Raw genomic sequence first — 20246 nt, 5'->3', positions numbered from 1 at the left:
TGGCCCCCGAGTGGTTCGCACCACAACTTGCGGGCGAATGGCGGCAAAGGCAATGCCAGTGCGCCCCAAAAACATAAGCCGGGGGTGAACCCCGGCCTATGTATTGCGCTTCTGTTATACGGCTGGCGTAGGGTGGGCAATCTGCCCACCTTCCCTTACCGCAGTTTAAGGGTGGCGAGGCCGATCAGCGCGAGGATCAGCGAGATGATCCAGAAGCGGATGACGATTTGCGGCTCGGCCCAGCCTTTCTTCTCAAAATGATGGTGGATCGGGGCCATCAGGAACACGCGGCGACCGGTGCGTTTGAAGTAGAGGACCTGAATGATGACCGACAGCGCCTCGACCACGAACAACCCGCCGACGATGGCCAGCACGATCTCGTGCTTGGTGCAGACGGCAATGGCGCCCAACGCGCCGCCAAGGGCGAGGCTGCCGGTGTCGCCCATGAACACCGCGGCCGGGGGGGCGTTATACCACAGGAACCCAAGGCCGCCGCCGAACAGGGCCGCGGTGAAGATCAGCAGCTCGCCGGTGCCGGGGACGAAATGGACGCCCAGATATTCGGTATAGTTATAGTTCCCAACGACATAGGCGATGACGCCAAGGGTTCCGGCGGCGATCATCACCGGCATAATGGCCAGCCCGTCCAGCCCGTCGGTCAGGTTGACGGCATTGGCGCTGCCCACGATCACGATCATGCCGAAGGGGATGAAGAACCAGCCCAGATGAAGCAGCGTATCCTTGAACACCGGCAGGGCGAGGTTGTAGGACAGGGCCGCCGGATGCGCCCAGGCCGCCGCCGCACAGGCCGCCGCCGCGATCAGCAGGCCCAGCAGGAAGCGGACCTTGGAGCTGACGCCTTTGGTGTTTTGTTTGGACACTTTGGCGTAGTCATCCGCAAAGCCGATCAGGCCGAAGGCAAAGGTGACGCCCAGCACGATCCAGACATAGATATTATCCAGCCGCGCCCAGAGCAGCGTGGAAAACAGCAGCGCCGAGAGGATCAGCAAGCCGCCCATCGTGGGCGTGCCTGCCTTGGCGAAATGGGTTTGCGGGCCGTCATCGCGGATTGGCTGGCCCTTGCCTTGGCGGCGGCGCAAGAGGTTGATCAGAGGAAGACCGAAGATGAAGCCAAACACCAGCGCCGTAAAGAACGCCATGCCCGCCCGGAAGGTGATATAGCGGAACAGGTTGAAGATGTCGCCGCCGTCTGAAAATTCCGTAAGCCAGTAAAGCATTCATTCAGTCCCTTGATGTGCGGGGTTCGGTTGCCCCAATTTGCGCAAGGCGTCAACCACAAGGCTGACTTTGATGCCCTTGGAGCCTTTGACCAGCACGATATCGCCGGCATCGACCAGATGCGGGGCGCGGGGCAGAAGCTCGGCCGCAGTTTCGACCCAGTGGCCGCGCTTGGATTTGGGCAAGGCTGTGTGCAGCGCCTGCATCCGGGGGCCGACGCAATGGACCAGCGTGATCTGTGCAAGCGCGGGATGATCGGCGAGGGCGGCGTGCAGCGCGGCTTCGGTCGGGCCAAGTTCCAGCATATCGCCAAGAATGGCGATGCGGCGGCCAAGGCTGATGCGGCCCACGCGGTTGGTGGGCTGGCAAGCGGCCAACAGATCGAGGGCGGCGGCGGTGGAGGCAGGGTTGGCGTTGAACGCATCATCGATCAGGCCAAAACTGTGGCCTTCGACGCTATCCAGCGTGATGGTTTCGCGGGTGCCCCGGCCCGCAGGTGGCGCCCAGCGGCCCAGATCGGTGGTGGTAACGGCGCGGTCCAGCCCCAGCGCATCCGAAGCGGCCAGAACCGCCAGCGCATTGGCGGCGAAATGTTTGCCGGGGGTGGCGAGTTTGAACAGCATGTCCTGCCCTGCCTGACGGGCGCGGGCGATGGTGGCAAATTCGGTGATCTGCACATCGGTCAGCCGGTAATCAGCTTGGGCATGGCTGCCAAACAGCACGGTGCGCACCCCGGCAAGCGAGGCTTTGGCGGTGAGGATGGGGGTCACCTCCAGATCGGCGGGCAGGATGGCGGTGCCGCCTTCTTCCAGACCGTCGATGATGGCGGCTTTTTCGGCAGCGATGCCCGCGAGATCATCGAAGGCTTCGAGATGCGCGGGGGCGATGGTGGTGATGAGGATGACATGGGGCCGCGCCATGCGCGACAGGGGCGCGATTTCGCCGGGGTGGTTCATGCCGATTTCGATCACGGCGATGCCGGTATCGGCGGGCATCCGCGCCAGCGTGAGCGGCACGCCCCAGTGGTTGTTGTAGCTGGCTTCGGCGGCGTGGAGTTTGGCTTGCCCGCCCAGCGCTGCGCGCAGCATTTCCTTGGTGGAGGTTTTGCCCACCGACCCCGTGACGCCGATGACACGGGCGCTGCTGCGGGCGCGGGCGGCGATGCCCAAGGCTTCGAGCGCCCCCAGCACATCGGGCACCACCAGAAGCGGCGCATCCGGGGCGACGCCTTCGGGGATACGCGAGACAAGTGCCGCAGCGGCGCCTTTTTCCAGCGCGGCGGCGACGAAATCATGCCCGTCGCGCGCGTCTTTCAACGCGACGAACAGATCACCGGGTTGCAAGGTCCGCGTGTCGATGGAAACCCCTGTCGCGTGCCATTCGGTTGTGCTGCGTCCACCGGTGGCGGTGGCGGCGTCTTGGGCGGTCCAGAGCGGGGTCATCGGGTGGTCCTTATGGGCTGGCGGCGGTCTGTGTGGCGGGCGCCGGGGGATTTCACATCCCCCGGACCCCCTGTGGGATATTTGGGCCGAAAAGAAAGCGGAAGGGGGAAATTGCAGCGCGTTTTGGCATCAGATCAGCCCGTCGAGGGCGGCAACCGCGATGGAGGCCTGTTCGGCATCATCGAAGGGGTAGGTTTGGCCCTTGATGGTTTGACCGGATTCGTGGCCTTTGCCTGCGATGAGCAGCGCATCGCCGGGGCCCAGCGCATCGACGCCGCGCAGGATCGCCTCGGCCCGGTCGCCGACTTCGGTGGCATCGGGGCAGGCGGCGAGGATGGCGGCGCGGATGGTGGCAGGGTCTTCGGAGCGGGGGTTGTCATCGGTGACAAAGAGCACATCGGCGTGTTCGGCGGCGGCGGCCCCCATCAGCGGGCGTTTGGTGGTATCGCGGTCGCCCCCTGCCCCGAACACCACCACGATGCGGCCCATGACATGCGGGCGCAGGGCTTGCAATGCGGTGGCAAGGGCATCGGGGGTATGGGCGTAATCGACAAACACGCTGGCACCGTTCTGGCGGGTGGCGGCCAGTTGCATCCGGCCCCGCACGCCTGTCAGTTGCGGCAAGGCGGCAAAGACGCGGCCCGGATCATCGCCCGCGCCGATGCAGAGCCCGGCGGCGAGCAGCACGTTTTCCGCCTGAAACCCGCCGATCAGCGCGAGCCGGATCTGATGCGCCTCGCCCAGCCATTCCAGCCGCAGATCCTGTCCCGTGGCATCAAAGCGCTGGCCCAGCAGCCGCAGGTCGGCCTGTGCCGCGCGGCCCACGCGCAGCACATCCTGCCCGCGATCTTCGGCGATGGCGGCCATCGCCTCGCCCTTTGGGTCGTCGATATTGATGACGGCGACGCCGTCCTCGGGCAGCACGCGCGCGAACAGGCCGGCTTTGGCGTCGAAATACGCCTCGAACGTGTGGTGGTAATCGAGGTGATCCTGCGTGAAATTGGTAAAGCCTGCCGCCGCCAAGCGCACACCGTCAAGGCGGCGCTGGTCGAGCCCGTGGGACGAAGCCTCCATCGCGGCATGGGTGACGCCTGCGGCGGCGGCTTGCGACAGCAGGCGGTGCAGGGTGATGGGTTCGGGCGTGGTATGGGGCGATGGGGCGTGCCATGCGCCCTCGACCCCGGTGGTGCCGATATTGATGGCGGCATGATCCAGCGCCATCCAGATCTGACGGGTGAAGGTGGCGACAGAGGTCTTGCCATTGGTGCCGGTGACGGCGACGATTGTGTCGGGTTGATCTGCAAACCAGAGTGCGGCGGCATAGGCCAGCGCCTGTCGCGGGTCCTGGGTGACGATGAGGCAGGCAGTCGCCAGATCATCCTTAGCAATGGCGGCGCCTTCGGCATCGGTCAGGATGGCGACCGCGCCGCGTGCCACTGCCGCCCGGATGTAATGCGCGCCGTGAATCACCGCGCCGGGCAAAGCGGCAAAGAGATTGCCGGGTGCCACCGCCCGGCTGTCGACGCAAAGCCCAGTAATCACAGGAGTATCACCGCCACGCGCCGTCAGGCCAAGATCGGATAGTTTTCTGGCCTGTGTCACATCTGCCCCCTTGGCGCTGGATTACGGTTTGGGTGCTGATACCCCAGTTGCGGGCAGAGTTTCAATCTGTGGTCTGAGGCCAAGCAGCGGTGCGGTGCGGCGGATCACCTCGGCCGCGACTGGCACCGAAGTCCAGCCTGCGGTGCGGCGCGGTTTGGGGCCGGAGTTTTCGGAGGCTTCATCCAGCGTCACCACCAGCACATATTGCGGATCAGAGGCCGGGAACATCGAAGCGAAGGTGTTGATGTTCTTACCTTTATCATAGCCGCCACCCTTTTTGACCTTATCGGCGGTGCCGGTTTTGCCCGCGACTTCATAGCCTTCCACCTCACCAAAGGAGGCGGTGCCGCGGGTCACGACCTGGCGCAGCATGGAAACGGCGGCATCTGCGGATTGCTGCGACAGCACGCGTTTGCCTTGCGGCAGCTTATCGCGTTTGAGCAAGGTCGGGGGCAGCATGATGCCATCATTGGCAATCGCGGCATAGGCGACGGCCAGATGCATCGGGCTGACCGACATGCCATGCCCGTAAGAGGTTGTAATCGTGACAATATCGGCCCAGCGTTTAGGGATCAGCGGGGCGGAACCGGGAGCCTCGGTCAGTTCAATCGGGACCGGATCAAACAGGCCCATGGATTTGAAGAATGCCTGCTGGCGTTCACCCCCGATCTTAAGCGCGAGATGGGCGGTGCCGACATTGGAGGATTTCACGATGACATCGGTGACAGACAGCAAGGGGCCGTAGTTCTTGCCCTCGAACTCACCGATCTTGTGTTTGCCCCAGCGCATCGGCGCATTGGCATCGACCATGGTTTCGGGGTTCACGAGGCCCAGCTCCATCGCTTGCGCGGCGGTCAGGATTTTCGCGGTGGACCCCAGCTCATACACGCCTTGCAGGGCGCGGTTGAACAGCGGGCTGTCGGCGGGTTCGCCTTTGACCAGCGGGTTGGGGCGATCGTTCGGGTCAAAATCCGGCAAGGAAACCATGGCAATGATTTCGCCGCTATGCACATCGAGCAACACCCCGGCGGCCCCTTTGGCGTTCATCATCGCCATGCCACCTTCAAGGATTTCATGCATGGCCGATTGCACCGTCAGGTCAATCGACAGGGCCAACGGAGTGGAGGCCTGTGCCGGGTCGCGCAGACGCGCATCCATCGCGCGTTCCAGCCCGGCGGTGCCAATCACCTCGGCGGAGTTCACGCCTTCGGCCCCGAAGGACGACCCGCCCAGAATATGCGCGGCCAGCTTGCCATTGGGGTAAAGCCGCATGTCGCGCGGGCCGAACAGCAGGCCGGGATCGCCGATATCATGCACGGCCTGCATCTGCTCGGGGCTGAGTTTCTTGCGCAGCCACAGGAAAGAGCGGCCATCGGTGAAGCGGCGTTCCAGATCATCGGCCTTCATATCGGGGAACAGTTCGGCCAGTTCGCGGGCCACGCGGGCCGGGTCCACCATCTGTTTGGGATGGGCGTAAAGCGCGTGGGTGGAAAAGTTCGTCGCCAGAATACGGCCGTTGCGGTCGGTGATATCGGCGCGCAGGGCGCTGATATTGGCACCTGACGCGGCAGAGCGTGGTTCCATCGGTTCCGAGGCGGCCAGCAGGCCCATGCGCGCGCCCACCACCATGAAGGCCGCAAAAAACGCAAGGCCCAGCAGCAAAAGCCGCCCTTCGGCCCGGTTCTGGGCGCGGGCGCGGGTGTCCTCGGCGCGCAGGCGGATATTCTCGCGTTCGATATGGTCGGGGTTTTCACCCTTTTCGCGGGCCAGAAGAATACGCGCCAGCGGGCGAAGCGGTTTGCGGATCATAGCGGGTCCTCCTCTCCGTCAACGGTGCCGATGGTATCGACCACCGCGCCAAATTCGGGGATCGAGATTGGTGGCAGCGGATAGACGACCTGTTCCACATGGCCGAATTGTTCGGGTTCCAGCGGCAACAGGTTCAGGTTGTCAAAGTTCAGCGCCACCAGATCGCGCAGGCGCGAGGGGCGGTTCAGATAGGCCCATTCGGCGCGCTGCTGCGACAGTGCCTCGCGCAGGCTGGCGATTTCACTGTTAAGCCGCGACACATCTTTCAGCGCCTGCTGCGTGGCATAATTCTCGCGGTAGGCCCAAAAGGCCAGCGACATCAGAACCATAGCAGAGAGGATGAACATGAAGGGGCGCATCAGCGGCTTCCTTTGTGGACAGGTTTAGGTTTGGCAGATTTGAATTTGGCGCGGGTGGCATGGGTGTCGGGCAGCATCGGCACGCCCAAGGCTTCCGGGTCCACCGGGCCTGCGGGGGCCGTGGTGCGCTGCCCCACCCGCAGCTTGGACGAGCGCGCGCGCGGGTTCGCCGCGATTTCGTCGGCATCGGGGGCCAGCGCGCCCTTGGTCACAAGGGTAAAGCGCGCGGCATCCTCGGCGCGTTCGGGCGCATAACGGTTGGTTTGCGCATCGCGGCCCGCGCGGTTCTGGAAAAACCGCTTCACAATGCGGTCCTCAAGGCTGTGGAAGGTGACAACCGCCAGCATCCCACCGGGTTTGAGCGCGCGTTCAGCGGCCATCAGCCCTTCGATCAACTCATTGAATTCGGTGTTCACGGCGATGCGGATGGCCTGAAAGCTGCGGGTCGCGGGGTGGCTTTGCCCCGGTTTCGGGCGTGGCAGGCAACCTGCGACGATGCTGGCAAGCTGCAAGGTGGTGGTGATGGGCGCGGTCTCGCGCGCCGCCACAATCGCGCGGGCAATCCGGCGCGAGGCGCGTTCTTCGCCGTAGTGATACAGGATATCAGCCAGCGCCTGCTCCGCCGCGGTGTTGACCAGATCGGCAGCGCTGGTTCCGGCCTGGGCCATGCGCATATCCAAAGGGCCATCCTTGGCAAAGGAAAAGCCGCGCGCGGCCTGATCGAGTTGCATGGAGGAGACGCCCAGATCCAGCACGACACCATCCAGAGGTTGGCCCGCGTGTTGGTCAAGCTCGGAAAAATTGCCCGCCACAAGGCGCAGACGGTCGCCATAGTCGGCACGCCATGCCGCGGCCATATCCAGCGCCAAAGGGTCACGATCAACGCCGGTAACGGTTGCGGCCCCTGCGTCCAGCAATGCCCGCGTATAGCCCCCTGCCCCGAAGGTGCCATCAAGCCAATGGCCCGTCACCGGGCCAACAGCGGCCAGAATTGGGCCGATCAGAACGGGGATATGCGGGCGATCGGGACCGGGATCGCGGTGTTCCAAGGCTTATACCCCCGGACTTACACGGCTCAACAACGACAAGACATCCACGCCATCGGGCAGTTCATCCTCTTCATCATCGAGGCTGCCATTCACGGCGTCATAGGTGTCGCGCTTCCAGATCTGGAACCGGTCGAGCGTGCCTGCAAAAGCGGTTTCATCACCGTCTTCAAAGCCGATCTTGTCACGCACCTTTTGCGGCAAGACGATGCGCCCGTTTTCATCAATTTCCACGGTGAGCGAGCGGGTGATCAGATCACGTTCCGCGATCTGGCGCTGCTTGCTGCCGATGGGAAGCGCACGGACCTGTGCGGCCAGCGCATCGGCATCGCGAATGGTGTAACATTCGGCATATTGCCGCGACTTGCCGCCGTAAACCATCATGATGCGTGTGCGAGACGTGTCGGAGCTGGAGGGATCACCGGCATCGAGGACGCGGCGAAAAGCCGCAGGGATAGACACCCGCGCCTTGCTATCTACCTTTTGGTAGTATTCGCCTCTGAAGTCTTCCGACACGGTCTGTTCGTCCCTCTGCGTCCTTTTTTCGTTTCCGACCCCTAGAACGGACAACGGCGGATTGAGCTGCTGCCACTGCCCAATCCGCCGCCCTGTCCCGTTTCCGGGGTTCACCGACTGCGCGCGCCACCTGGGGGGATGTCTGCTCGCTCGCGCGCCGGATTCTTGTGTTCGTCGGAAGCGAAAAGCGGTTGCCTGTATGAAGCCTGCTATTTTCGCCTTTTCGGGGTCTTTGGTTGCCCCTGTTTTTCGTGCCCGTCTCTCGCTTCCGTGAATTAGAAGTGCCATGGGAAATCGTGGGACGCAACAATTTTTTTGCCCCCACACAGGCCATATCTTGTTCCGAGCGGGCCTGAAAAACAGGATTTAGTAGCGAAATGGCGCGAAATGGCGCTAGCTGTGCTGTAAATCGAAAATTAAACCACTACATATTGTGGGCGCTTGGGCTTTCCATTATTTCCCAAAAAATCCCAATTATTTTTGCCCGCGCCTTCAAAACGGCTCAATCGACTGTCTATGCAGCCCCGATATTTCAAGGAATCCTGCGATTTTCAAGGAAAGTCACGGCCACGTGATTCGGAATCGCGGCAAATCAGGGGGCATTTCCCAAAAAATCCCAAATGAGCGCGCGTGGCGCTGCCGCTGTCCCATGCCATCCCAAAGAAAACCGCGCCCAATGGCGTTTTGGGCGCGGTTTTGCGTGGGATAGCCTGGGAAAAGGCGCGATTCAGGCCATGCCGCCCGCGATCAGGCGCCGCGCCAAGGCGGTATAGGCCTGCGCTGCGGGCCCATCACCCAGCGCAATCGGCGTGCCTGCATCGCCTGCAATGCGGGTTTCCAGCTCCAACGGCAATTCGCCGAGGAAGGGCACGCCAATCTTGGCCGCCTCGGTGGCCACGCCGCCATGACCGAACAGATGCGCCTCATGCCCGCAATTGGGGCAGTGATATGTAGACATGTTTTCAATCAACCCCAGCACCGGGGTTTTCAGCTTGGCAAACATATCCAGCGCGCGGCGGGCATCCAGCATCGCCACATCCTGCGGGGTGGACACCACAATCGCCCCGGTCAACTGCGTGCGCTGGCACAGAGTCAGTTGAATATCGCCCGTCCCCGGCGGCAGGTCGATGATAAGGATGTCGAGCTTGCCCCATTCCACCTGCGTCAAAAGCTGTTGCAGCGCGCCCATGATCATCGGGCCGCGCCAGACGACCGCATCACCTTCGTTCAGCATCAGGCCAATAGACATGACAGTGACGCCATGCGCCTGAAGCGGGATGATGGTTTTGCCATCGGGCGAGGCGGGGCGTTTGGACACCCCCATCATACGCGGCTGGCTGGGACCGTATATATCAGCATCCAGCAGGCCAACGCGCCGCCCCTGTTTCGCCAGCGCCACCGCTAGGTTTGACGACACGGTGGATTTGCCCACCCCGCCCTTGCCCGAACCAACAGCGATAATCCGGTCGATGCCGCTGATCGGGGCGGGGCCGCCTTGCTGCGGGGTCGGGTGTTGCCCGATCTTCAGGCTGGGCGGCGCTTGGGTTTTGGCGGCGGGGCCATGCGCTGTCATCACCACTTGCACGGCACCAACGCCGGGCAGCGCACGCAAGGCGGCCTCTGCCGCCGCTTGCGCCGGGGCGAGGGCGCGGGCGGCATCCGGGCTCGCCGCTTCGATCACAAAACGGATCTTATCGCCCTCCACCACCAAGGCCCGAATCAAGTCTTGCGAGACCAGGGTGCCGCCCTGCGGCACCGCAATCCCTGCAAGGGTTGCCAATACAGTCTCTTTGGTCAGGGCCATGATCATCTCTCCGCTTATTCCTTAACCATAGGTTGTCGCTTTGCAGGCAAAGGGCAAGCCCGCGTTGACCAAACGCTAAAAAATTCAGCGAAGTGCCTGTTTCCCTTGGGTTAATTTACCAGTTTTGCCATGCTGCAACTGCATAGCTGCATTGCAGCATCATCCATTGTGCAAGCGCAGCAATTGCCCCATGTTACCCCTAACAGCGCAACAAGAGGCGCTTGCAAGAATAGAAAGATGAGGCTGACAATGGCTTATATGAACACGTCCTCCGCTGCGTCGCTGGGTCTGATGGACCGCGCTGCTGCACTGGTGAAATCGGCAAAAGAGGCCCTGCACCGTCGTCGGGTTTACAACCAGACTGTTTCGGAACTGCGCGCCCTGTCGACCCGCGAATTGAACGATCTGGGCATTTCCCGCTCCATGATCACCCGTATCGCCCTTGAAGCGGCCTACGGCAAGTAACATCTGAATAGCAACGGCCCTATCCTCCTCCCGGGGCCTGATGCGAAAACGGCGACACAACTCCTCCCTCCCTCGTGTCGCCGTCCTTTCTTCGGAAACCTTGGTTTCCAGACTTACCGCACGGCTCCTCCTCCTCCCTGAGCCGGACGGGAACCCGCAGCGGCCCCTATCCTCCTCCCGGGGGTCGCTGCATAAAGTTTCGGGATGCGGTTTGCGTAATCGTGCCCAACCAGACGCCCGCCCTCACCTCCTCCCGAGGGTCGGACGTGACAGCGCAGCGGCCCCTATCCTCCTCCCGGGGGTCGCTGCACAAAATTCGAAGGCCGCAAGCCTTCAGCACAGATTGCTTGGTCCTCTCCTCCTCCCTGGATCAAGTGACATGGAACGGCGGCACTCTCTCCTCCTCCCTGAGTGTCGCCGCTTTCCATTTCGGGCTTGCCCCGCAGCACCACACACAGGATAGTCAGCCACAAAGCAAAAGGCTGACCCATGCGGATTTCCCTGATTTCATCGGCACTTGTCGCCTCGCTTGTCGGATATGGCAGCACGATTGCGCTGCTGCTTTCGGCGGCGGCGGCGGTGGGTGCGACCCCGGCGCAGGCGGCGTCCTGGGTCTTTGCGATCTGCCTTGCCAAAGGGCTGACCAGCGGCTTTCTCAGCGCCTATACCCGTGTGCCGGTGGTGCTGGCATGGTCGACGCCGGGGCTGGCGCTGATCGCGGCAAGCGAAGGGATCAACATGGCCGAGGCGGTCGGGGCGTTTTTGCTGGCCGCGGGGATGATCATGCTGACAGGGGCATGGGGGCCATTGGGGCGATTGGTGCAGCGCATCCCGGACGGGATTGCAGCGGGGATGCTGGCTGGCGTGCTGCTGCCCTTTTGCCTGCCCTTGATGGCCTCTGCGCAGGCCGCGCCGGCTTTGGTGCTGCCGATGGTGGCGGTGTTCGCGCTGGTGCGGCTGTATAATCCCGCACTGGCGGTGCTCGCCGCCCTTGCCACCGGGCTTGCCCTTGCCTTCGGGATCGGAGAAGCCGCCGCCCCCGCCCTGTCACTGCGCCTGCCCAGCTTGGTCTGGATCTGGCCAGAGTTCCGCGCCTCGGTGCTGATTGGCCTTGGCGTGCCGCTCTATCTGGTGACGATGGCGTCGCAGAACCTGCCGGGGTTTGCGGTGTTGCGCGCTGCCGGATACACGCCGCCCGTGCGCCCTGCCCTTCTGGCAACGGGTGCCGCCTCGGGGCTTTCGGCCTTTGCCGGGGCGCATACGATCAGCATGGCGGCCATCACCGCTGCGATCTGCCTTGCCGATGAGGTTCACCCCGACCGCGCCCAGCGCTGGAAAGTGGGGATTGCCTATGCCGGGGTCTGGCTGCTGCTGGGGGCGTTCGGCCCGCTGATCATCCCGTTTATCGCCGCCCTGCCCCCGGCTTTGGTCGCAGCCCTTGTGGCGCTGGCGCTGCTGGGGCCATTGATGGGGGCGGCGACCGGGGCTTTTGCCCATGCCGATCAACGCTTTGCGGGGCTGGTGACACTGGTGGTCACCGCGTCTTCGGTTTCGGTCTTTGGCATCGGCGCTGCCTTCTGGGGTTTGCTGGCCGGGCTTTTGGTCTATGGAATGGAACGGTTGAAGAAAACAGCCTGACGCCTGATTTCATCTTGGCAAAAATACCTGATCCACCCTTGGCCACGCCTTAGAACGGCAGGTCATGCGCCTCATCCGCAGCCACGACAAAGCCTGCGACCACTTTTTTCGACCCGGCCTTGTCAAAACTCACGTCCAGCTTGTCGCCCTCAATCGCCTCAATCGTGCCATAGCCGAATTTCTGGTGAAACACCCGGTCGCGCAGCGTGAAAGAGGACACGGCCTTCAAATCAATCACGCTGTTTTTCGCCTCGCGCGGCTGGCTGATCGGGCGGGTGGCACTGCGTTCCTGCATCCTGCGCCATCCGGGGGAATTATAGACATCGGCATTGGCGGCACGTTCCTCGATGCGCGGTGCTGGCGCTGCGGCACCATAGCCGCCGCCATAAAGACCGGGCGGCGTAAGGATATCAACATGATTGGCAGGCAATTCATCAATGAACCGGCTGGGAAGCTGGCTTTGCCATTGGCCATAGACGCGGCGATTGGCGGCAAAGGAGATTGTGCACAATTCCTCGGCACGGGTGATGCCGACATAGGCGAGGCGGCGCTCCTCCTCCAAGCCCTTTTTGCCGGAGTCGTCCATGCTGCGCTGGCTGGGGAACAGACCATCCTCCCACCCCGGCAAAAAGACAGCGGGAAATTCAAGGCCCTTGGCGGCGTGCAGGGTCATGATGCTGACCTTGGCGCCTTGCTCTTCGGTCTCATTTTCCATGATCAGGCTGACATGTTCGAGGAACCCTTGCAGGTTTTCGAATTGCTCCAATGCCTTGACCAGTTCTTTCAGGTTTTCCAGCCGCCCCGGTGCCTCTGGCGTTTTGTCGTTTTGCCACATCTCGGTATAGCCGGATTCCTCCAGAATCACCTCGGCCAGTTCGATATGGTTGTAGTTGGGGGCCAGCGTCGCCTCATGCCAGCGGGCCATACCATCGACAAAACCGCGCAACTGGCCTGCCCCTTTGCCGCCAATACCGCCTTCGGCAAGCAGCGCGCGCGCGCCGTCCAGCAAAGACATCCCCCCCGCCCGCGCGACGCGCTGGATGTTTTGCTGCGCCTTGTCGCCAAGCCCGCGTTTGGGCGTGTTCACGACGCGCTCAAAGGCCAGATCATCATCGGGGGAGACGGCAAGCCGAAAATAGGCCATCGCATCGCGGATTTCCAAGCGTTCATAAAAGCGCGGGCCGCCGATGACACGGTAGGGCAGACCGATGGTCAGAAACCGATCCTCAAAGGCGCGCATCTGGTGGCTGGCGCGCACGAAGATCGCCATATCGTCAAGGCTGCGCGGACCCATCTGGCGGGTGCCGCGTTGCAAAGCCTCCAGCTCATCCCCGATCCAGCGGGCCTCTTCCTCGCCGTCCCAATGGCCGATCAGCCGAACCTTTTCGCCCTCGGTCGCTTCGGTCCACAGAGTTTTGCCAAGCCGCCCCGTATTCGCCTCAATCACCGCAGAGGCGGCGGCGAGGATATGCGGGGTGGAGCGGTAATTCTGTTCCAGCCGCACCACATGCGCGCCAGGAAAATCCTTTTCAAACCGCAGGATATTACCCACCTCGGCCCCGCGCCAGCCATAGATCGACTGATCGTCATCCCCCACACAGCAGATATTCTTGTGGCTTTGCGCCAGAAGCCGCAGCCAGAGATATTGGGCGACGTTGGTATCCTGGTATTCGTCAACAAGGATATAGCGGAACCAGCGCTGATACTGCGCCAGAATATCGGGATGCGCCTGAAACAGGGTGACGGTGTGCAAAAGCAGATCGCCGAAATCGGTGGCGTTCAGGGATTTCAAGCGGTCCTGATATTGCTGGTAAAGCTCTGTCCCGCGGTTGTTATAGGCAGATGCCTCGGACGAAGGCACTTTTTCCGGCGTCCAAGCGCGGTTTTTCCACGCGTCGATCAGCCCGGCTAGCATCCGCGCGGGCCAGCGCTTTTCATCAATGCTGTTGGCGGTGATGAGTTGCTTGAGCAGCCGCAACTGATCATCCGTGTCCAGAATGGTGAAATTGCTTTTCAGCCCCACCAATTCCGCATGACGGCGCAGGATTTTCACAGAGATGGAGTGGAAGGTGCCCATCCATGCCAGCCCAGCATCCGACCCGCCCATCAAACGGCCCACGCGGTCTTTCATCTCACGCGCGGCTTTGTTGGTGAAGGTGACGGCCAGAATCTCATTCGGGCGGGCGCGCCCGGTGTTGAGCAGATGCGCGATGCGGGCGGTCAGCGCCTTGGTCTTGCCCGTGCCAGCCCCTGCCAGCATCAGCACCGGGCCATCCAGCGCCTCTACCGCGGCGCGTTGGGCGGGGTTCAGATCATCGAGATAGGGCGTTGGCCGCGCGGCCATGGCACGTTGAGACAGCGGGATCGGGGCTGCGGCCGCCTCAAAGGCGTCATTTTCGTCATATCCGTTCATAACCCCAAGTTAGCGCGGAATTTCTGCAAGGGAAAGCGGTGTTCTGCGATTGTTCGCACAATATCAGGTGCGGATCACACCGCACCGCCATCGTGAAAAACCTCTTTCATCCGGGCGCAATAGCGCGAAAACAGCGCCGCGAACTGGATGATCTCGGCATCGCTCCAGCCGTTGAACACCTGCATCACCTTGTCGAAACGCAGGTCGCGAAAGCTGCAAAACAGGTCTTCGGCCCGGTCGGTCAGCACCAGAACCGATTTGCGGCCATCGTCCTGCGCGGCCTCTCGGCGCAGATAGCCCGCAGCGATCAGGTCAGCGGCGATGCGGCTGGCGCGCGAAGGGTCAAGGTGCAATTCTTCGGCCAGAAGGCCGATGGTGGCGGGTTGTGCGGGGCGCTGGCCCTTGCCGCTTTGAATCCGCAGAATTGCGGCGAGGCTTTGAAATTGCAGGATTTCCAGCGTTTGGCCCATCTCGGCCAACAGCTTGCGCGGCATATCCCCGCGCGCGGCAAGCCGGTGAAAGACAAAGGCAGCCGCATCAAAATCCACCATCGCATCGGCTGCCGCTTCGGAATGGCCCTTGGCCAGAACATGCGGGCGCAAACCGTCATGCACCTTCAGGCCGAAGGCGGCAGGGGCAACAGGGGGCGCGGTGTTCTTCGTCATGGCGTTGATCTGACGGCTGCGGGCGGGTCTGTCAAGAATATGCGGCTCACATTTATGTGCTGTTGACATATAATTGCCATAGGCATAGGCCCGACGCATCCCAGCGACAACGGAGTGACCATGCCCCCCGAAGCCCATAGCCCCGCGCAACCCCCGCAGTCGATTCGCCTTGTCATCGGCTCGGTCGCGGTGCTGCTGCTGCTGGCCTCCTTGGATCAGACCATCGTGTCCACTGCCCTGCCGACCATCGTGTCCGATCTGGGCGGGCTGGACCATCTGTCATGGGTGGTGACGGCTTATATTCTGGCCTCCACCATTTCGGCGCCACTGTATGGCAAGCTGGGCGATCTGTTCGGGCGGCGGAACATGGTGTTCGTCTCGGTCGGGTTGTTCCTGCTCGGCTCTACCCTGTGCGGGATGGCGGGCAGCATGGAGGCGCTGATCGCAGCACGGGGCTTGCAAGGGATTGGCGGCGGCGGGCTGTTTGTGCTGGCGCTGTCGGTGATTGGCGATGTGATCCCCCCGAAAGAGCGGGGCAAGATACAAGGCGTCTTCGCGGCGGTGTTTTCGCTGTCATCGGTGCTGGGGCCGCTGCTGGGCGGCTGGTTCGTGGATGCGTTCAGCTGGCACTGGATTTTCTATATCAACCTGCCCTTGGGGGCCTTGGCCGTGATGGGGTTTGCGGCAGGCTTTGCCCCCACGGGCAAGCGCGAAAAGCGCAGCATCGACTGGGCCGGGGCGGCGGCACTGTCGCTGTCCTTGGGCAGCCTGGCACTGGTGACAAGCCTTGGCGGGCGCTCTTTCGGCTGGGGCTCGGCCGAGGCGCTGGGGCTAATCGCGCTGTTTGTCACAGCGACCCTGTCTTTCATGGCGATTGAGCGACGCGCGGCGGAACCGATTTTGCCGCCCACGCTGTTTTCGCAAAACGTCTTTGTGTTCACCAGTCTGATCGGCTTTGTCACCGGGGCGGTGCTGTTTGGGGCGGTGACGTTTCTGCCGCTTTACCTGCAAATCGCCAAAGGCATCACGCCCACCGCATCAGGCTTGATGCTGGTGCCGATGACAGCGGGGATCGTGGTATCCTCGACCCTTGCGGGGCAATTCATGGGCCGCACCGGGCGCTATCGGATGCTGCCGATGATCGGGATGGGGCTTGCGATGCTGGGCACTTTGCTGCTGACGCAGATTGACCGGGGCACGGGCACCGCCACCTTTGGCCTTTATGTCGGAGTGTTGGGGGCCGGGTTGGGCTGTATTTTCCCGGTGGTGACGACGGCGGTGCAAAACGCTGTGCCGCGCGCGCAACTGGGCACGGCAACGGCCGCCGGGGTGATGTTCCGCCAGATCGGGGGGTCGCTTGCGGTGGCGGTGTTTGGCGCCTTGTTTGCCGGGCGGATGGCAGGAATTCTGGGCGACACGGCGGCCGAGTTGGGGGGCGAGATTGGCCCGCAGATCATCGCCACCCTGACGCCAGAGCTGCAAGAGGCGGTGGGCGCGGCAATCGTTTCGGCGGTGCATCCGATCTTTTGGATCAGCGCGGGCATGGCCGCCATCGGCCTTGCGCTGGCCTATGCCTTGCATGAGATTCCGCTGGCAAACCGGATGGTGCCGCGCGGCGAATAGGCCGCGCGCAGCAAAACCACGCCTGCAACGGTGATTCTTTCACAAATGTTTCAAGAATAGCCCTCTGGGGTATTGCGCTGCACTGCGGCGTGCCTAAAGTGCGGCCAAACTTATTCCTTTGGGGGGACCGTCATGGCCGAATTCCGCAAAATTCTGATTGCCAACCGGGGCGAGATTGCGATCCGCGTGATGCGCGCCGCCAATGAGATGGGCAAGAAAACCGTCGCCGTCTATGCCGAGGAAGACAAGCTGGGCCTGCACCGCTTCAAAGCGGATGAGGCGTATCGGATCGGTGAAGGCCTGTCGCCGGTGGGGGCATATCTCAGCATCCCCGAGATTATCCGCGTGGCCAAGATGTCGGGCGCGGATGCCATCCACTCCGGCTATGGCCTGCTGTCGGAAAACCCGGATTTCGTGGATGCCTGCGATGCGGCAGGGATTACCTTTATCGGCCCCAAGGCGGCCACGATGCGCGCGCTTGGCGACAAGGCCAGCGCGCGGCGCGTGGCGATCGAGGCGGGCGTTCCCGTCATCCCCGCCACCGATGTGCTGGGCGATGATATGGATGTGGTGAAAAAGCAAGCCGCCGAAGTGGGCTATCCGTTGATGCTGAAAGCGTCTTGGGGTGGCGGCGGGCGTGGGATGCGCCCGATCCTGTCGGAAAAGGAACTGGCCGACAAGGTGCGCGAGGGCCGCCGCGAGGCCGAAGCTGCCTTTGGCAATGGCGAGGGCTATCTGGAAAAGATGATCCTGCGCGCGCGCCACGTCGAAGTGCAAATCCTTGGCGACAAACATGGGGAAATCTACCACCTGTATGAGCGGGATTGTTCCGTGCAGCGCCGCAACCAGAAAGTGGTGGAACGCGCCCCGGCCCCCTACCTGACCGACGCCCAGCGCGCCGAGGTCTGCGAGCTTGGCCGCAAGATCTGCGCCCATGTCGGCTATGAATGTGCGGGCACCGTCGAATTCCTGATGGATATGGACGACGAGAAATTCTACTTCATCGAAGTGAACCCGCGCGTGCAGGTCGAACATACCGTGACCGAAGAAGTCACCGGTATCGACATCGTGCAGGCACAAATCCGCATCGCGGAAGGCAAGACACTGGCCGAGGCCACAGGCGCCCCCACCCAAGCCGATGTGACCCTGTCAGGCCACGCGCTGCAATGCCGGGTGACAACCGAAGACCCGCAAAACAACTTCATCCCCGATTACGGCCGCATCACCGCCTATCGTTCGGCCACCGGTATGGGGATTCGTCTGGACGGTGGCACCGCCTATTCCGGCGGGGTGATCACGCGCTATTATGACAGTCTGCTGGTCAAGGTAACGGCTTGGGCGCAAACGCCCGAAGCCGCGATCAAACGGATGGACCGTGCGCTGCGCGAATTCCGTATTCGCGGGGTTTCCACCAATATCGCCTTTGTCGAAAACCTGCTGAAGCATCCGACCTTCCTGAACAACACCTATACCACCAAGTTCATCGACACGACGCCAGAGCTGATGGATTTCAAGAAACGCCGCGACCGGGCGACGAAAATCCTGACCTATATCGCGGATATCACCGTGAACGGGCATCCCGAAACCGCAGGCCGCCCCGTGCCGATGACCGAAATCCGCGAGCCCAAGCCCCCGGCCCTGCGCGCGGAACCCCCGATGGGCACCCGCAACCTGCTGGAACAAAAAGGCCCGCAGGCCGTGGCCGACTGGATGCGCGCGCAATCCAGGCTGCTGATCACCGACACCACCATGCGCGATGGCCACCAGTCCTTGCTGGCGACCCGCATGCGCTCGATTGATATGATCCGTGTGGCGCCGGCCTATTCGGCCAACCTTGGCGGGCTGTTCTCGGTCGAATGTTGGGGCGGGGCGACGTTCGATGTGGCCTATCGCTTCTTGCAGGAATGTCCGTGGCAGCGCCTGCGCGATATCCGCGCCGCCATGCCGAATGTGATGACGCAGATGCTGCTGCGCGCGTCGAACGGCGTGGGCTACACCAACTATCCCGACAATGTGGTGCAAGCCTTTGTGAAACAGGCGGCTGAAACCGGGGTCGATGTGTTCCGGGTGTTCGACAGCCTGAACTGGGTGGAAAACATGCGCGTCGCGATGGATGCCGTAATCGAATCGAACAAGGTCTGCGAAGGCACGATTTGCTATACCGGCGATATGCTGAACCCCGACCGCGCCAAGTATAACCTGAAATATTATGTCGCGATGGGTAAGGATTTGAAGGCCGCAGGCGCGCATGTGCTGGGCCTGAAAGACATGGCAGGCTTGCTGAAACCCGCCGCTGCCCGCGTGCTGATCAAGGCCCTGAAAGAAGAGGTCGGCCTGCCGATCCACTTCCACACGCATGACACCGCAGGGATCGCCTGCGCCACCATTCTGGCGGCTGCCGAGGCAGGCGTGGATGCCGTGGATTGCGCGATGGATGCGCTGTCGGGCAACACCTCTCAGGCCACGCTTGGCACGATTGTCGAGGCGCTGCGCCACACAGACCGCGACACCGGCCTCGATATCGGCGCGATCCGCGAGATTTCCAACTATTGGGAAGGCGTGCGCGCCCATTACGCGGCCTTCGAAAGCGGCCTGCAAGCCCCCGCCTCCGAGGTTTACTTGCATGAAATGCCCGGCGGCCAGTTTACCAACCTCAAGGCGCAAGCGCGGTCCTTGGGGCTGGAGGAACGCTGGCACGAGGTCGCCCAGACCTATGCCGATGTGAACCAGATGTTCGGCGATATCGTCAAGGTGACGCCGTCGTCCAAGGTTGTGGGCGATATGGCCTTGATGATGGTGGCCCAAGGCCTGAACCGCGCGCAGGTCGAGGACCCGGCGGTTGAGGTGGTCTTTCCCGATTCCGTGATCGACATGCTGAAGGGCAATCTGGGGCAACCGCATGGCGGCTGGCCCGAAGGCATCTTGAAAAAGGTGTTGAAGGGGGAGGCCCCGAACAGCGACCGCCCCGGCGCGCATCTGCCCCCCGTCGATCTGGAGGCGGTGCGGGCAAAACTCGCCGCCGATCTGGCCGCCGATGCCGAAGAGCCGGACGACGAAGCGGTGGATGACGAAGACCTGAACGGCTATCTGATGTATCCCAAGGTCTTTATGGATTACCGCAGTCGCCACCGCACCTATGGCCCGGTGCGCGCCCTGCCCACCCGCACCTTCTTTTACGGCATGGACGCAGGCGAAGAGATCACCGCCGAGATTGACCCCGGCAAAACGCTGGAAATCCGCCTGCAAGCCGTGGGCGAAACCACCGATGACGGCGATGTGAAGGTGTTCTTTGAACTCAACGGTCAGCCGCGCGTGATCCGCGTGCCGAACCGGGCGATCAAGGCCAAAACCGCCGCCAAGCCCAAAGCCGCCGAAGGCAATCCAAACCATATCGGCGCGCCGATGCCGGGGTCGATTGCCTCTGTCGGTGTGACCGTGGGCCAAAAGGTCAATGCAGGCGATCTGCTGCTGACGATTGAGGCGATGAAGATGGAAACCGGCCTGCACGCCGACCGCGCCGCCGTGGTCAAAGCGGTGCATGTGACCCCCGGCGCACAAATCGACGCCAAGGATCTGCTGGTCGAGCTGGAATAAGGACCAAACCAGCCAACTTGCAACGCCCGTC

14 protein-coding genes are annotated in these 20246 nt (G+C 62.5%); 4 read left to right on the top strand and 10 right to left on the bottom strand.

The genetic code is table 11. The features are described 5' to 3' along the window. Positions 1-155: 155 nt before the first annotated feature. From mraY to EGN72_RS11530, 8 genes are all read right to left on the bottom strand, one after another. Positions 156-1238: a phospho-N-acetylmuramoyl-pentapeptide-transferase gene (gene mraY / locus EGN72_RS11565; RefSeq protein ID WP_127047711.1), complete on the bottom strand. Its 1083-nt coding sequence runs from the start codon at positions 1236-1238 to the stop codon at positions 156-158. Beyond that, entirely contained in the window at positions 1239-2681 is a 1443-nt protein-coding gene (murF, locus tag EGN72_RS11560; RefSeq protein WP_127047709.1) for a UDP-N-acetylmuramoyl-tripeptide--D-alanyl-D-alanine ligase, read from the bottom strand. Between the two features lie 129 nt (positions 2682-2810). Beyond that, positions 2811-4283, bottom strand: a complete 1473-nt coding sequence (locus EGN72_RS11555; protein ID WP_127047707.1) for a UDP-N-acetylmuramoyl-L-alanyl-D-glutamate--2,6-diaminopimelate ligase — start codon at positions 4281-4283, stop codon at positions 2811-2813. Positions 4284-4304: 21 nt separating this feature from the next. Next, positions 4305-6092: a penicillin-binding protein 2 gene (locus EGN72_RS11550; protein ID WP_127047705.1), complete on the bottom strand. Its 1788-nt coding sequence runs from the start codon at positions 6090-6092 to the stop codon at positions 4305-4307. Further along, positions 6089-6451: a cell division protein FtsL gene (locus EGN72_RS11545; protein WP_127047703.1), complete on the bottom strand. Its 363-nt coding sequence runs from the start codon at positions 6449-6451 to the stop codon at positions 6089-6091. Before EGN72_RS11545 ends, EGN72_RS11550 begins: the two co-directional genes overlap by 4 nt. Beyond that, positions 6451-7500: a 16S rRNA (cytosine(1402)-N(4))-methyltransferase RsmH gene (gene rsmH, locus EGN72_RS11540; protein ID WP_127047701.1), complete on the bottom strand. Its 1050-nt coding sequence runs from the start codon at positions 7498-7500 to the stop codon at positions 6451-6453. The genes EGN72_RS11545 and rsmH overlap by 1 nt, the downstream gene beginning before the upstream one ends. A gap of 3 nt (positions 7501-7503) precedes the next feature. Further along, on the bottom strand, positions 7504-8013 hold the full coding sequence (locus EGN72_RS11535; protein ID WP_127047699.1) for a division/cell wall cluster transcriptional repressor MraZ: 510 nt from the start codon (positions 8011-8013) through the stop codon (positions 7504-7506). 727 nt (positions 8014-8740) lie between these two features. Continuing rightward, positions 8741-9817 carry an Mrp/NBP35 family ATP-binding protein gene (locus tag EGN72_RS11530; RefSeq protein ID WP_127047697.1) on the bottom strand — a complete coding sequence of 359 codons (1077 nt, stop codon included), beginning with the start codon at positions 9815-9817 and terminating at the stop codon, positions 8741-8743. 249 nt (positions 9818-10066) lie between these two features. Between EGN72_RS11530 and EGN72_RS11525 the strand changes: the two genes are divergently transcribed. Continuing rightward, entirely contained in the window at positions 10067-10282 is a 216-nt protein-coding gene (locus EGN72_RS11525; RefSeq protein WP_199743740.1) for a DUF1127 domain-containing protein, read from the top strand. Between the two features lie 489 nt (positions 10283-10771). Beyond that, positions 10772-11920: a benzoate/H(+) symporter BenE family transporter gene (locus EGN72_RS11520; protein WP_127047695.1), complete on the top strand. Its 1149-nt coding sequence runs from the start codon at positions 10772-10774 to the stop codon at positions 11918-11920. 49 nt (positions 11921-11969) lie between these two features. On the opposite strand, the gene EGN72_RS11515 is transcribed toward EGN72_RS11520, so the two are convergent. Further along, entirely contained in the window at positions 11970-14333 is a 2364-nt protein-coding gene (locus tag EGN72_RS11515) for an ATP-dependent helicase (RefSeq protein WP_127047693.1), read from the bottom strand. Positions 14334-14407: 74 nt separating this feature from the next. Further along, positions 14408-14998 (bottom strand): MarR family winged helix-turn-helix transcriptional regulator, encoded by a 591-nt coding sequence (locus EGN72_RS11510; RefSeq protein WP_127047692.1) that lies wholly within the window; start codon positions 14996-14998, stop codon positions 14408-14410. Between the two features lie 120 nt (positions 14999-15118). Here EGN72_RS11510 and EGN72_RS11505 point away from each other — a divergent pair, with 120 nt between their 5' ends. Continuing rightward, on the top strand, positions 15119-16621 hold the full coding sequence (locus EGN72_RS11505) for an MDR family MFS transporter (RefSeq protein ID WP_127047690.1): 1503 nt from the start codon (positions 15119-15121) through the stop codon (positions 16619-16621). Between the two features lie 132 nt (positions 16622-16753). Next, positions 16754-20215: a pyruvate carboxylase gene (locus EGN72_RS11500; RefSeq protein ID WP_127047689.1), complete on the top strand. Its 3462-nt coding sequence runs from the start codon at positions 16754-16756 to the stop codon at positions 20213-20215. The last annotated feature ends 31 nt before the right edge of the window (positions 20216-20246 follow it).

The organism is Pseudorhodobacter sp. E13, from assembly GCF_003991405.1.
Taxonomy (GTDB): domain Bacteria; phylum Pseudomonadota; class Alphaproteobacteria; order Rhodobacterales; family Rhodobacteraceae; genus Pseudorhodobacter.
This window is presented reverse-complemented; position numbering and strand designations above follow the sequence as displayed.

What these genes read in the sequence shown, in the direction of transcription:
- mraY (WP_127047711.1), bottom strand. Translation starts at nt 1,238, where the DNA reads ATGCTTTACTGGCTTACGGAATTTTCAGACGGCGGCGACATCTTCAAC.
- murF (WP_127047709.1), bottom strand. Translation starts at nt 2,681, where the DNA reads ATGACCCCGCTCTGGACCGCCCAAGACGCCGCCACCGCCACCGGTGGA.
- EGN72_RS11550 (WP_127047705.1), bottom strand. Translation starts at nt 6,092, where the DNA reads ATGATCCGCAAACCGCTTCGCCCGCTGGCGCGTATTCTTCTGGCCCGC.
- EGN72_RS11545 (WP_127047703.1), bottom strand. Translation starts at nt 6,451, where the DNA reads ATGCGCCCCTTCATGTTCATCCTCTCTGCTATGGTTCTGATGTCGCTG.
- EGN72_RS11530 (WP_127047697.1), bottom strand. Translation starts at nt 9,817, where the DNA reads ATGGCCCTGACCAAAGAGACTGTATTGGCAACCCTTGCAGGGATTGCG.
- EGN72_RS11525 (WP_199743740.1), top strand. Translation starts at nt 10,067, where the DNA reads ATGGCTTATATGAACACGTCCTCCGCTGCGTCGCTGGGTCTGATGGAC.
- EGN72_RS11520 (WP_127047695.1), top strand. Translation starts at nt 10,772, where the DNA reads ATGCGGATTTCCCTGATTTCATCGGCACTTGTCGCCTCGCTTGTCGGA.
- EGN72_RS11515 (WP_127047693.1), bottom strand. Translation starts at nt 14,333, where the DNA reads ATGAACGGATATGACGAAAATGACGCCTTTGAGGCGGCCGCAGCCCCG.
- EGN72_RS11510 (WP_127047692.1), bottom strand. Translation starts at nt 14,998, where the DNA reads ATGACGAAGAACACCGCGCCCCCTGTTGCCCCTGCCGCCTTCGGCCTG.
- EGN72_RS11505 (WP_127047690.1), top strand. Translation starts at nt 15,119, where the DNA reads ATGCCCCCCGAAGCCCATAGCCCCGCGCAACCCCCGCAGTCGATTCGC.
- EGN72_RS11500 (WP_127047689.1), top strand. Translation starts at nt 16,754, where the DNA reads ATGGCCGAATTCCGCAAAATTCTGATTGCCAACCGGGGCGAGATTGCG.